Origin of the sequence: Paraburkholderia sp. BR14312, assembly GCF_040948675.1 — a bacterium.
Taxonomy (GTDB): domain Bacteria; phylum Pseudomonadota; class Gammaproteobacteria; order Burkholderiales; family Burkholderiaceae; genus Paraburkholderia; species Paraburkholderia nodosa_A.
Window position 1 is genome coordinate 57,107 of record NZ_JBFPKI010000018.1, and the last position, 12,878, is coordinate 69,984.

General features: G+C 62.6%; 8 protein-coding genes. 4 read left to right on the top strand and 4 right to left on the bottom strand.

The annotated features are described in order from the left end of the window. Window positions 1-3 precede the first annotated feature (3 nt). The 3 genes from AB3X98_RS37375 to AB3X98_RS37385 all read left to right on the top strand — a co-directional run bounded on the left by AB3X98_RS37375 (window position 4) and on the right by AB3X98_RS37385 (window position 4,229). Window positions 4-930 (top strand): LysR family transcriptional regulator, encoded by a 927-nt coding sequence (locus AB3X98_RS37375; protein ID WP_302057739.1) that lies wholly within the window; start codon window positions 4-6, stop codon window positions 928-930. 89 nt (window positions 931-1,019) lie between these two features. Then, window positions 1,020-2,549, top strand: a complete 1,530-nt coding sequence (locus AB3X98_RS37380) for an amidase (protein ID WP_368605331.1) — start codon at window positions 1,020-1,022, stop codon at window positions 2,547-2,549. A gap of 39 nt (window positions 2,550-2,588) precedes the next feature. Further along, window positions 2,589-4,229, top strand: coding sequence for a carboxylesterase/lipase family protein (locus AB3X98_RS37385; protein ID WP_368605330.1), 1,641 nt, complete (start codon window positions 2,589-2,591; stop codon window positions 4,227-4,229). A 49-nt stretch (window positions 4,230-4,278) separates the two neighbouring features. Here the strand turns inward: AB3X98_RS37385 and AB3X98_RS37390 are convergent, their stop codons facing one another. The 4 genes from AB3X98_RS37390 to AB3X98_RS37405 all read right to left on the bottom strand — a co-directional run bounded on the left by AB3X98_RS37390 (window position 4,279) and on the right by AB3X98_RS37405 (window position 10,648). After that, window positions 4,279-4,620, bottom strand: a complete 342-nt coding sequence (locus tag AB3X98_RS37390) for a hypothetical protein (protein WP_368605329.1) — start codon at window positions 4,618-4,620, stop codon at window positions 4,279-4,281. Window positions 4,621-4,698: 78 nt separating this feature from the next. Beyond that, window positions 4,699-6,216 (bottom strand): efflux transporter outer membrane subunit, encoded by a 1,518-nt coding sequence (locus tag AB3X98_RS37395; RefSeq protein WP_368605328.1) that lies wholly within the window; start codon window positions 6,214-6,216, stop codon window positions 4,699-4,701. Beyond that, window positions 6,213-7,493 (bottom strand): efflux RND transporter periplasmic adaptor subunit, encoded by a 1,281-nt coding sequence (locus tag AB3X98_RS37400; RefSeq protein WP_368605327.1) that lies wholly within the window; start codon window positions 7,491-7,493, stop codon window positions 6,213-6,215. The genes AB3X98_RS37395 and AB3X98_RS37400 overlap by 4 nt, the downstream gene beginning before the upstream one ends. Further along, window positions 7,490-10,648, bottom strand: a complete 3,159-nt coding sequence (locus tag AB3X98_RS37405) for an efflux RND transporter permease subunit (RefSeq protein ID WP_368605326.1) — start codon at window positions 10,646-10,648, stop codon at window positions 7,490-7,492. Before AB3X98_RS37405 ends, AB3X98_RS37400 begins: the two co-directional genes overlap by 4 nt. A 508-nt stretch (window positions 10,649-11,156) precedes the next feature. On the opposite strand from AB3X98_RS37405, the gene AB3X98_RS37410 reads away from it, so the two are divergent. Continuing rightward, window positions 11,157-12,809, top strand: coding sequence for an NAD-dependent malic enzyme (locus AB3X98_RS37410; protein WP_368605325.1), 1,653 nt, complete (start codon window positions 11,157-11,159; stop codon window positions 12,807-12,809). Window positions 12,810-12,878 lie beyond the last annotated feature (69 nt).

Below are 12,878 nucleotides of genomic sequence, written 5' to 3' on the forward strand. Positions count from 1 at the left end.
CTCATGAGCGCCCGCATTCTTCAGGAAGCCGCCGTCCGCTATTTCCTCGAAGTCGTCAACACCGGTTCCATCGTTGATGCCGCCCGTCGGCTGAACGTCGTGCCGTCCGCCGTGAGCCGGCAGATCACGCGGCTAGAAGGCGAACTCGGCACGCCGCTTTTTATGCGGCAATCGCGTGGCATGGTGCCAAGCAAGGCGGGCGAAATACTCGCCACATACGCGCGCCGATCGCAGCTCGACGCTGAACAGATTTCGCTGGAAATCGATGCGCTTCGCGGCGCAGCCGAACGCACGATCCGCATCGCCTGCACGGAAGGTTTCGCGGGCACCTTCCTGCCGCGCGCGATGGCGGATTTCCGTCGCACTGTCGCGCCGGCATCATTCGAAGTCGTCGTCGATACAGCCGCCGGCGTCACACAGCGCGTGCGCGAGGCGCAAGCCGATATCGGCCTCACGTTCAGCTTTGGACCTGAGAAGGACATTCACATCGCGTTTTCGGCGCCTTCGCCCGTATTCGCAATCGTCGCGTCGTCTCATCCGCTGGCGCAGTGTTCGCAGGTGTCGTTTCGCGAGTTGCTGGCGTATCCTCTCGCGTTGCCGGGCATTCATTCGACCCTGCACAAGCTGATCGACATCTATTGCAGCCGGGAGGGCGTTGCGTGCAAGAGCGTGCTCAGCAGCGCAACGCTCGAAACGCTCATCGGCTTCACACTCGCAAGCGACGCCGTGACATTCAGCGGCGAGCTCTTCGTGCGCCGGCGTCTCGCGTCCGGAGAGCTTGTTGCGTTGCCCGTTCCTGAACTCGCAACGAGCGAACGCGCCATCGAAATACAAACCCTTGCGCGGCGCGCGCTGCCGCCGCTTCTGCAATCGTTCATCGAGCGCCTGAGCGACGAACTGACGTGGCCCGCTCGCGTTGATAAAAAGTGAAATCACCGTTCGATAAACGTCGCTGGTAGCCGTTTTTCTCGTCGTCTACATTGAGCGCATTCTTGCACTACCGCTCAAAGGACTGCCCGATGGACGACCGTTTCGAACTCACCCGCCACAGTGCCGTCGCGCTCCGTGCGCTGTTGCAGGCGCGCGAAATCTCCGCCGTCGAATTACTCGAGGCCTGCATCGCGCGAATCGATGCACTCAATCCGTTTGTCAACGCCATCACGGCGACCAGCTTTGAACGCGCGCGCATCGAAGCCCGCGCGGCCGACGCCGCGCTCGCACGCGACGACGCCGTAGGTCCCCTGCACGGCTTGCCCATCGGCATCAAGGATCTCGAAGAGACCGAAGGCATTCTGACCACGTATGGCTCGCCGCTCTATCGCGCAAACGTGCCTGCGCACGACAACACGCTGGTGCGCCGCCTGCGCGCAGCGGGTGCGATCGTCGTCGGCAAGACCAACGTGCCGGAAATGGGCGCGGGTGCGAACAGCTTCAATCCCGTGTGGGGTGCGACGGGCAACCCGTTCGATCCGCGCCTGAATGCGGGCGGCTCGTCGGGTGGCTCAGCCGCCGCTCTCGCGCTCGATATGGTGCCGCTTGCCAGCGGTTCCGACACAGGCGGCTCGCTGCGCATTCCAGCGGCGAAGTGCGGCGTGGTCGGACTGCGCACCTCGCCGGGACTCGTGCCGAGCGATCGCAAGCCGCTCGGCTGGACGCCGATTGCCGTGGTTGGGCCGATGGGGCGCAACGTCGAAGACACATGGCTGCAACTCGCGGCGACGGTCGGCCAGTCGGGCAGCGACCCTCTCGGCTACTCCTTCGCCATGAATCCGACGATGGACGACCGTGCGCCCACGGACTTGTCGAAGCTACGCGCCGGTTACACAGAGGATTTCGGCGTCTGCGAAGTGGATGACGATATCCGCGCCGTATTCCGCCGCAAAATCGACTTTCTGCGCAAGGAGGTGGCGGTTTGCGAGCCGATCGAAGTGGACTTCGGTGACGCACATCGCTGCTTCGACGTACTGCGCGCGGAAGCCTTTGTCGCGGGCCTGCAAAAGGCCTATGAGACCGATCCCGGCTCGCTCGGGCCAAATCCGCGCGCGAACTATGAGATGGGCATTGGCCTGGGTCTCGCGGATTGCGTGCGCGCGCATGGCGACCAGACGGGCTTGTTCCGACGCTTCCAGACGCTGTTCGACCGCTACGACGTGATTCTCTCTCCAACGACGCCTGTCTCGCCGTTTCCGTGGGCGCAGCCATATCTGAAGTCGGTGAACGGCGTCGCGCTGGAGAACTACTATCGCTGGCTGTCACTCACCTATGTCGTGACGCTCGCGACCAATCCGGCGTTGTCGCTGCCGTGCGGCGTCGATCATCGCGGCATGCCGTTCGGACTTCAGATGATCGGCGCGTTCCGTGGTGATCTCGCACTGCTCGATGTGGCGCGCGCGTTCGAAACGCTCTTCGCGTCGTCCGACGAAATGCGCCGCCCCATTCCCGATGCCACGAAGCTGCTGGCAGCGAAGGTGGACCTGAAGTCCATCGTCACGCACCCGCCGTTGCTTGATGCCGTGTCGTCTTCCAACGCTTTGCATTCCGCCGTCTGACTTTCACCTTTTGCCATTGGTGAATGTCAACCGACTTAAATGATGGAGAAGAAAAAAATGATCGGACGAAGAGCCTTCCTGGCCGGCGCTTTCGGCGTGGCGGTAACGCAACTGAATGTGCGCGCTTTCGCTCAGGTAAATGAAAAATTGTCCACGGACTTCGTGTCAGTGAATGCCCCTGATGGGGCGGTGCGGGGCGTGGCCTATCCGAATTACAACGTCTTCAAGGGGATTCCGTTCGCCCAGCCTCCGGTGGGCGCACTTCGGTTTCGCCAGGCGGTGCCTATGCCGCGAAGTTCAGGGGTTCGGTCAGCCTCCAGTTTTGGGCCCGCTCCTATGCAGGAGAGGCGATCGCTCCCCGGAACAAGGCTGCCCATGCTTGGCGATGCGAAATGCAGCGAAGACTGTCTTTATCTCAACGTATGGGCACCGCGAGAAGCTGGGCCGCACCCTGTTTTCGTTTGGATTTACGGGGGTGGGAACACCTTTGGCGCAACGAGTCAAGCCATCTACGACGGCAGTGCTTTCGCAAGAGATGGCGTTGTTTGCGTGACGATCGGGTATCGCATTGGCGCTTTTGGTTTTCTGGAGCTCGGGGAGATTCTTGGAGGTGAATACCAGGGCAGCGGAAACAACCCTCTTCACGACCAGATTCTTGGCTTGCAGTGGGTTCGGAACAATATCGCCGCCTTTGGTGGCGACCCTGACCGAGTGACCGTTGCGGGTGAATCGGCCGGAGCAAAAAATGTCTCTGCTCTTCTGAGCATTCCGGCGGCTCGCGGACTATTCCAATCGGCAATCGTGCAGAGCGGTGGCGGTCATACCGTCCACAATCTGGATGAGGCTCACGGTGTCGCGGATCTGTTCATGGGCGAGTTTGCGAAAGCGGGCCTCAGGCGTGAAGATCTGTTGCGCGTCGGGTCCGACGACTTGCTTAAAGTTCAAACCGCCACGGTGGCCGCCTATCCGCGCGCCTTTGCGTTCCGCTCTGTGGTCGACGGCAAGACGATGCTGCAAAGACCGATTGACTCTGTGACGGCAGGTTATGGGAAAGATGTCCGTTTGCTGATAGGCACCAATCGCGACGAGAGCGTTCTGTTTTTTCCGCAGGACCTGGTAGAAAGTCATAACAGCGACCCGAAGGCAGATCGACCGATCAGTTCAAAGGAACTCGCCAATATCAAGCTGGATACCCTATCCCTCATTGCCGACAAATACGCGCATGCGTTCCCGGCACTCTCTCCGTTTGAACGCCGCGTCCGTCTTGTTACAGCAGAAGAATACTGGATTCCGACAGTCCGTCTTGCTGAGGCGCATGCCGCTTCAGGAGGAGAGACCTATGCTTTCCGATTCGAAAGGCCGATCGCCGAAGGCCGCTATGCGGGACTGGTTCCGCATACCAGTGAGTTGCCGCTGGTCTGGGACAACTTTCAGGATCCGGCTTTCCGCGATTTGTTTTACAGGGGGGCGTCGGCGCCTGAGGCCTTCGCCAAACAGGTTCATTCGGCTTGGGTTTCGTTCATAAAAGGTTCCCCTCCCGCGGCCGAGGGGCTGCCAACATGGCAACGCTACGAAACGACGGGCTCCGAGTCGCGGCGGACGATGCTCCTACAGGATCAGCCGGTGATGGTTTCCGATCCTTCGTCAAATGAGCGGCAAATTTGGAACGGCGTCATGTGACCCGGTGCGCTTCGAGTTCGAACGCGACCTGCACGCGGCTACGCTTGTATCAACCCGGAGAAGAAGCCATGTCAGCAGACAAGCCAGGGCTCGGGTCTCGCGGATTGCATGCGCGCATGGCGAACAGGCGCGTTTGTTTCGCCGCTTCCAGATCCCGATAGCGCTTGCTATCCGTTACAGACCGTCGCGCTTCATTGGCGAGGTCCAGCAGCGTCGCACCGTAATCGAGGAAGGCCCAGCCATTGGCGGACAAACTAAGCCGCGGCCTTTCTCGTATGAACAGATCGATACCCAACTCGTCTTCAGGCTGTTTTATGCGCGCGGCCAGATTGAAGGCATCCGGTGCAATCGTTGCGCGGCAGCCTGGATGCTGCCATCCTGCGCGGATCATTGTGTGATTTCCGGTACGGGGACGCGCATCCCGGCCGCTTTCCGGCCGTTGCCGCCGTGTCGCGTCAAGCCTGAGCCACTACTCTGCTGGCATCGACGCCAGTGCGTGCGACGAGTGCAGCGCGAGCGGCGAAAACGGGACGGTCTGCTGCGGCGTCGGCAGCGCCGCCGCCGTCCAGCCGCCCCCCAACGCGCCGACCAGGTCGACAGCCGCCTGCAGCCGCCTTGCATGCACCTTCGCCGCCGACAACTCCGCGTTGAGCGCCGCGACCTGCGCCACGGTCACGTTCAGATAGTTGTCGAGGCCGCTCGTGTATAGCTCCATCGCGATCGTCTGGACCTTCACCGCCGCGGTGACCGCGTCGCGTTGTTGTCCGTACTCCGTCGCGAGCTTGTCGGTGAGTGCAAGCTCATCCTCGACCTGCCGGAATGCATCCAGCACGGTCGCACGATAGTTGTCGGCGGCCTGGTGCACGGTGGACCAGCTTTGCTGAAGCTCTGCCCGGCGCAGGCCGCCCTCGAACAGCGGCAACATCGCCGAAGCGCCTACCGACCACAGACTCTCCGGCAGCGCCGCGAGCGCAAGCCCGTTGTCCTCGAAGCCGAAGCTGGCGGCCAGATCGATATTGGGGTAGAACGCGGCACGCGCCACGCCCACCGCTGCATTGGCGGCAGCCATCCTGCGCTCCGCCGCCGCGATGTCCGGGCGCCGCTGCAGCAGTGCAGAGGGCACGCCAACCGGAACGACCGGCATGCTCAGATGCGCAAGCCCCTCGGGCGCCAAGGTGAACGTCGACGGATTGACGCCCGCCAGCACCGCGATCGCATGCTCGAGCACGGCGCGCTGCGCCTCGATCTCCGTATCGGCTGCCTGCGCGGCGGCCAGCTGGTTGCGCGCCCGCTCAACGTCGAGGCCCGGACTGATCTGCCGGTCGTAGCGCAGCGAAGTGAGCTTGAGGGCCTCGTTGTACGACCGGACTGTGTTCGTATAGATCACGTGCTGCTCGTCCAGACCTCGCAGCTTCACGTAGTCGTCCGCCAGTTCCATTTCGAGGCTAAGCCGCGCCGAGGCGACCATGGCCGCGGCAGCCTGGGCGTTGGCCTTCGCATAGTTCGTCCGGTTACGGATCTCGCCCCACAGGTCAGGCTCCCAGGTCGCGGCCGCGCCATATCCCAGTGAAGACTCTTCGAGCGGCGATCCGGAACTGGCACTGTGAAAGAGTGCGTGCTTCGACAAGCCGTTGTCCGTCGCGAACGCCTGCGCGCTCAACTGGGGGAACAGTTGCGAACGGGCCTCGGCCACGACGTCGCGCGCCTGCGTATACGTTTCCTGCTCGGCGCGCAGTGTCGGATTCGAAGCATCCAGCTCGCGTTCCAGGGTGTCGAGTTGCGGGTCCTTGAAAACTTCCCACCAGGGGCCGCGCGAGAGCTGATCGCCGGGCCGCGCGAGCACGAACGGTCCGGTCCCTTGGTAGCTGTCGGGCAGCACCGTTTTGGGCGGCTTGTAGGTCGGCGCGAGACTGCATGCGGCGAGGGGCGCGAGGAGCGCCAGCAGTACGCCAGCCCGGCGCAGTGCGATCTTGATTGGAGATTTCATTTTGGATTGTTCCCCGCATTGTCGGCATGCGCTTGCACTGGCGCCTGCGGTTGCCCCTGGGGGGTTCCAGCCGCATTGCCCGGCCCGATGCCCGGCACGCCGCTCACGATGCGCACCTGCTGACCTTCGAGTATCCCGGCGGACGGACTGACGATCACGCGATCGTCGGGCTTGAGGCCCGACACGACCTGCACGTCCTGACCGAGGTTGAGTCCGAGCTTCACGTTCTGGAGATGGACCCTGTCGTGCGAATCGACGAGCGCGACCTGCATGCCCTGATCGCGGAACAGCAACGCCTGCTCAGGAATGACGAGGACGTTCTTGTCCGAGGGAACCTCGAAGTGCACCGTTGCATAGGTGCCTGGCCACAGCAGATGCTCGGGATTCTGTGCGACCAGTTCGGCCACCACGGTTCTCGTCTGTGGATCGAATGCGTTGGCGGTGGTCACGAGCTGTGCATCGAATACGCGCCCCGGATACTGCGGCACCGTAAACGTGGCGTGGAGCCCCGCGTTCAGCATCGCTGCATAATCCTGTGGTACCGAAACGAAGATGCGCATGGCGTGCACGTCGGCCACCGAATACAGTTCGGCCGCCGCGCCGTGCGAACTGACATCGCCCCCCGCGGGACTCACGTAGTTGCCGATGTCGGTATTGCGCGCGGTCACGATGCCGTCGAAGGGCGCTACGATGCGCTCGAACTTCGTCAGCGCGAGGTCGCGCTGCACCTCGTCCTGGGCGGCTTGTACCTGCGCCTTCTTCGCGGCGGCATCGGCCACCTTGATGTCGACATCCTCCTGCGACACGGCTTCGGTACCGGAAAGTGCCTTCCAGCGCGTGGCGGTGACGTCGGCGAGCACGCTGTTCGTCTTCGCGACCGCCAGCTTCGCGAGCGCGGCCTGGTATTGCGCATCGACGGTCGGCGCATCGATCGCGGCGAGCAACGTGCCGGCCTTCACGAACGCCCCGTAATCCACGTACCACTTGTGCACGTAGCCCGATACCTGCGCATAGATCGGCGCGGTGTACCACGCCTTGACGTTGCCCGGCAGCGTAACCAAACGCGTCGCCGGCCCCGCGGCCGGGGAGGTCACCTGAACGGGGGCAATGGCGTCCTGGTCAGCGACGTTCTGCAGATCTGCCACGTTGTCGTGGCGTTCGACGATCCCGTGGATCACCAGCCCTCCCAGTATCAAGGCGGCGACCGCCGCGATCAGCTTGGGTCGGGTACGGCTCGGAGCCTGGGCCTCCAGCTCTACCTCGCGATGTACGTTCATTGATGAGACTCCGTGGCTTTCTTGTTGCTGCGATGCATGATGGCAAAGACGCAGGGAACAAATAGCAAAGTGGCAAACGTGGCGACCAGCAAGCCGCCGATTACGGCCCTGCCGAGCGGGGCGTTCTGCGAATTACTGAAGGACATGGGCAGCATGCCGATGATCATTGCGAGCGCCGTCATGATGACCGGACGGATCCGCGCGTAGCCCGCTTCGATCGCGGCCGCGACGGCGTTGCCGTGCGCCGCCAGACGTTCGCGGGCGAACGAGACGACGAGGATCGAGTTGGCGGTGGCGGTGCCCATGCACATGATGGCGCCGGTGAGCGCCGGAACCGAAAGGTGCGTGTGCGTGAGGAACAGACTCCATACGATGCCGGCGAGCGCGCCCGGGAGCGCCGTAATGATGATGAACGGGTCGAGCCACGACTGGAAATTAACGACAATCACCAGGTAGACCAGCAGCACCGATACCACCAGCCCGCCTATCAGCTCGATGTAGGCGCTCATCATGGTCGTTGCCTGTCCACGCACGTGGACGCTTGCGCCATGCGGCAGTTGAGGCGCCATCTCGTGAATGGCCTGCTGAACGTCGTCGTACACGGCGCCCAGATCGCGTCGCTGATTGCTGACGTAGATATCCACCACCGGAAGAATGTTGTAGTGCGACACCAGCAGCGGCGTGCCCGTCTGTGTGATGCGCCCAAGCGCGCCCAGCAGTTCCATGCGTTTGCCGCTCGGTGCGCCAGTCCCCTCGTCGATCGGAATCGTCTCGAGGTCGTTCATCGAGGTGAGCTGGTCCTGAGGCGTCTGCATGTTGACGAGGTGCGAAACGCCGCTCGTCGTGTCCAGCCAATAGGTCGGCGCGGTCTGGCCGCTGCCCGAGAGCGTCGCGAGCGCATTGTTCGCAACATCGGACTCCGAAAGGCTCATGCCCGAGGCAAAAGAGCGGTCAGCGGCGACGAGCAGAGTCGGTTCGTTGAATGCCTGCTGGATGCGCACGTCCGCGGTCCCCGGAACCTTCCTGAGGCGCGCCGCGAGCTGTTGTGCAAACGCCATATTGGCCGCTTGCCCCCGGCCCGAGATCTGCACGTCGATGGGCGCGGGCAGTCCAAAGTTCAGGATCTTCGCCGTGATGTCCCCGGGCAAGAACGAGAATTCGGTGCTCGGGAACAGCTTCGGCAGTTCGCGGCGCAGCTTGAAGCGGTAATCGTCGACGGGCGACGCATCGTTCTTCAGACCAATTTCAATGTCGCAGTCCTGCGGCCCGATGGTGCCGTCCGCGCTGTAGGCTTCGTTGATGCCGCTCGCCGGCAGGCCGCAATTATCGACCAGGTTCGTCACCTGGCCCGGCAGGATCTGACGGATCGCCTGGTTCACGAGCACTGCGTTACGGCTTGCGTCTTCCAGACGCGTGCCGATCGGCGCGCGCATGTGCATCGCGATCTCGCCGGATTTGATGCCGGGAAAGAAGTCACGCCCGAGGAAGGCGATCAGGCTCATCGAGGCGACGGTACACGCGACGAATACCAGCACGAAACGGCGCCGATGGTGCACGGCGCTCGTGAGGACCACCCGGTACCGCTCGCGGAACCTCGTGAAACGACGCTCGAAGCCCCGCTGGAACCGCTTGAAGAACCCGGGATTGCCGTGGTCGCCGCCGTGCCCCTGTACCTGGCCGCGAAGCAGCCACGCAGCCATGGTGGGCACGAGCGTACGCGAGAGGATGAACGAAGCGATCATTGCGTAGATGATGGCTTCCGCAAGCGGACGGAAGAGGTAGCCTGAGATGCCGCCGAGCTGGAACATCGGCAGCCAGACAATGCAGATGCAAAGTGTGGCCACCAGTGTGGGCACCACGATCTGGTTCGCCGCCGCGATGATGCCAGGTTCGAGTTCCGCACCGGACTCAAGGTGCGAGTCGATGTTCTCGATCATGACGGTGGCATCGTCGACGAGAATGCCCACCGCGAGCGCCAGACCGCCTAGTGTCATCACGTTGATGGTCTGCCCGGTCAGGTGCAGCATGATCACGGAGCAGAGGATCGCCAGCGGAATGGAGGTCGCCACGATGATCGTGGAGCGCCAGCTGCCGAGAAATAGCAGCACCGTCATGCCCGTAAGGACGGCGGCCGTCAACATTTCCTGCACGACCTCACGAATCGAGTCGCTCACGAAGCCCGATGCGTCGTTCAGCGGCGTGATCTTCACGCCGGGCGGCAGCGTCCGCTCGATGGCGGGCAGCGCCTTCTTGACGCCGGCCACCACCGCTAGCGTCGAAGCATTGCCGCTCTTCAGGATTTCGATGAGCACCGACTGCTTGCCCTTGACGAGCACGGCGTTCATCTGCGGCGAGGGACCGCGGTGGACATAGGCGACATCATGCAGGTAGACCGTGGCGCCATTGACGGTCTTGATGGGCAGGTTGTTGAACGTCGATACCGCAACCGGCGTGGAGTTGGTCTCCACCATGAAATCGAGCGCGCCGATCTTCTGGTCACCCGCCGGCAGCACGACGTTCTCGTGGCTCAGCGCCGCGGCTACGTCCGCGGCGGAAAGGCCATGCGCGAGCAGCTCCGCCTGATTGAGATCGACCTCCACGTACAGCGGCGCACCGCCATACGGGCTCGGGATTGACGTGCCGGGCACCGACACCAGCGCGGGCCGGATCAGGTTCGATGCCATGTCGTAGACCTGGGCGGCAGTCATGTTCGACGCCGACACCTGCAGATCGAGCACCGGCACGGATGAGGCACTGTACGACAGGACCTGCGGCGGCGTAATGCCCGCGGGCATCTGCTTGAGCACGGTTTGTGAGATCGAGGCCACCTGCGCCTGCGCCGCGTCGATGTCGGTGCCGGGCTGGAAGAAGATCTTCACGACGGCGCGCCCATAGAGCGACTGACTCTCAATGTGTTCGATATTGTCGACTGTGGCGGTCAGCGCGCGTTCGTAGTAGTACGCGACGCGCCCGGACATGTCTTGCGGCATCAGCCCGGTATAGGTCCACACGACTGCGACAACGGGAATACGGATGGCAGGAAAGATATCTGTGGGTGTCTTGCTGATTGCCGATAGCCCCCCGAGGATGATAAGTATGCTCATCACCACGAAGGTCAATGGACGGCGCAGCGCAACGAGGACAATGGCGTTCATGAATGGGTGTCCGCAACGTCTGGTTCAGTCAGTTCGAATGTCTAGCGTGATACAGCGAGGCGTTGAAAGATACCGCCGATGCCAATCCCGATGAGAAAACTAAATGAAATTTCACGAGCATTGGGCCTTCCTTGGCGATGGGGGGGAACGTGGAGTATTTTGTCCGACGGTTAGCAAACCATTTCAACGCGGCGCGTAAGCGGTTACAGTCGTAACGATTGCGAAGAGGTCTCCCCGTTTTTGTCACCGGATCAAGCCGGGCACGAGTCTTTCAGCGTATTTCGCATTCCTTTGTAAATTAAAATTCATTTGCCAGGGGCATTTCTTTATCTATGACTTCACGCAGGTTTCATTTGTAAATCGGGAGATATGGACAACCCTGCCTCAGGGGAACAAGAATGAGTCCCGAAAGCAGGCAACCACCAACCGGACATTGCCTGGGGCGTTACAACCGCGCGCTTGCGGGCGGCTGCCGCCGATGTCATGTGAAAAAACTGTGGAGCATGTTATGAGCACGAGTAACACACGGACCGCACGTCAAATCCTTCGAGATCCCCGCAGCAACCGGGGCACGTCCTTTAGCGAAGAGGAGCGCCGCCGCTTTGGGCTCGAGGGGCTGCTGCCCCCCACGGTGCTGCCGCTGGACCGGCAAGTCGCGCGAGTCAAGGCCGAAGTCGCAGCACTGGACAACGACCTTCAGAAGTACCTCTTGCTGTCCGATCTGCAGGCCCGCAACGAAACGTTGTTCTATGCGACGGTCATGTCCGATCCCGCCCAGTTCATGCCGATCGTCTACACCCCGACCGTGGGCGAGGCGTGTCAGAAGTTTGACCATATCTTCCGTGCGACGCGAGGCGTGTACCTTCCGATCACGGCTCGCGGCCGCGTCGACGAACTCCTCGCCAACTGGCCGGTCGAAGACGTTCGCTTCATCGTGGTGACGGATGGCGAGCGCATTCTGGGACTGGGCGACCTGGGCGTCGGCGGCATGGGGATTCCGATCGGAAAGCTCGCGCTCTATACCGCCTGCGCGGGTGTCCCACCGGAAGTCTGCCTGCCGGTCATGATCGACGTCGGGACGAACAACCAGGCCCTGCTGGACGACCCCCTGTATCTCGGCCTGCGCCGTGAGCGCGTACGCGGCGAAGAATACGACGCCTTCCTGGCGGAATTCGTCGAAGCGGTCCAGGCGCGCTTTCCGAAGTGCTGCATTCAGTGGGAAGACTTCGCGAACTTCAACGCGGTCGCGCTGCTTGCCCGTTACCGGGACCGCATCTGCACGTACAACGACGACATTCAAGGCACAGCCGCGATCGCCCTCGCCGGCATCTATGGCGGCCTGCGCATCACCGGTCAAAAACTCTCGGAACAGCGCTTCCTCTTCCTCGGCGCAGGCGCCGCGGCAACCGGCATCGCGGGCCTGATCACGCAGGCCATGATGCAGGAGGGGCTGTCGCGCGAAGAAGCGCTGCAACGCACCGCGCTGTTCGACGCGAACGGCCTGCTGGTGAGTTCGCGCGACGATCTGGCCGACTTCCAGCGCCCCTTCGCACTCGACCACTCACCGGTCGACCGCTTCGTCGACGCGATCCGGGCATTGCGCCCGACGGGCATCATCGGCGTGAGCACCGTCCCGCACCTGTTCGACAAGGACGTGATCGAAGCCATGAGCGCGCTCAACGAGCGGCCCATCATCTTCCCCTACTCGAACCCGACCTCGCGTTCCGAATGCACGGCCGAGGAGGCTTATCGCTGGTCCGATGGCCGTGCGATTTTCGCGAGCGGCAGTCCGTTCGCGCCCGTCACGTTCAACGGCCGCACCTTCGTCCCGGGGCAAGGCAACAATGTGTATATCTTCCCCGCACTGGGCATGGCGATCTACGCGACCGAGGCCACCCGCGTGACCGATGAAATGTTCATCGTTGCCGCGCAGGCAGTAGCCGAACAGGTATCCGCCTCCGACCTGGAGAAGGGATTGATCTATCCGCCGCAGCAATCGATTCTCGAAGCTTCGCTGCATGTCGCCACCCGTGTGGCGAACTTCATCCATGACCATGGCTTTGCCCGTGCGCCGCGCCCCGCCGACATGGCCGCTCACATTCGCGCATGCGCATATCGTGCGGATTATCGGAGCATCGGGGACCTCAGCGCCGCCGCATGACCGCGTCTCGAACTGCGCCGCCCGGCGCAGTTTGGCGCACCGACATCGAACCCATGGAAAGGCAGGTGC

Coding starts and splice junctions, on each gene's coding strand:
- AB3X98_RS37410 (WP_368605325.1), top strand. CDS start 11,157: ATGAGCACGAGTAACACACGGACCGCACGTCAAATCCTTCGAGATCCC.
- AB3X98_RS37375 (WP_302057739.1), top strand. CDS start 4: ATGAGCGCCCGCATTCTTCAGGAAGCCGCCGTCCGCTATTTCCTCGAA.
- AB3X98_RS37405 (WP_368605326.1), bottom strand. CDS start 10,648: ATGAACGCCATTGTCCTCGTTGCGCTGCGCCGTCCATTGACCTTCGTG.
- AB3X98_RS37395 (WP_368605328.1), bottom strand. CDS start 6,216: ATGAAATCTCCAATCAAGATCGCACTGCGCCGGGCTGGCGTACTGCTG.
- AB3X98_RS37400 (WP_368605327.1), bottom strand. CDS start 7,493: ATGAACGTACATCGCGAGGTAGAGCTGGAGGCCCAGGCTCCGAGCCGT.
- AB3X98_RS37380 (WP_368605331.1), top strand. CDS start 1,020: ATGGACGACCGTTTCGAACTCACCCGCCACAGTGCCGTCGCGCTCCGT.
- AB3X98_RS37385 (WP_368605330.1), top strand. CDS start 2,589: ATGATGGAGAAGAAAAAAATGATCGGACGAAGAGCCTTCCTGGCCGGC.
- AB3X98_RS37390 (WP_368605329.1), bottom strand. CDS start 4,620: ATGATCCGCGCAGGATGGCAGCATCCAGGCTGCCGCGCAACGATTGCA.